We start from the raw sequence: 216 nt of genomic DNA on the forward strand, positions 1-216 counted from the left end.
ACCAAGCCGCCATTGTCATAGGTGCGTTGCCATTCCTTGTCGCCGTAGCGACCATGGATGTACAGCCCAACACGGGCCAGCTGCATTTCGCAGAGGCCGTCGCGGTAGCTGACGGGAATGCTGAAGCGATACTGCTGAGATGTACTCTGAAAGCCACTCTCGAACGAACGTGCCTGGCTGCGACCCTTACAGTCGTTGGCGACGCCGTAATGCGCT

At 58.3% G+C, this 216-nt stretch carries 1 pseudogene; it reads right to left on the reverse strand.

Features of this window, described 5'->3' with window-relative positions:
• Positions 1–216 (reverse strand): annotated as a pseudogene (locus tag MCB86_RS22440) (hypothetical protein); the annotation flags it as partial.

It is taken from the genome of Pseudomonas sp. KSR10 (genome assembly GCF_022355455.1).
Lineage (GTDB): Bacteria > Pseudomonadota > Gammaproteobacteria > Pseudomonadales > Pseudomonadaceae > Stutzerimonas > Stutzerimonas stutzeri_E.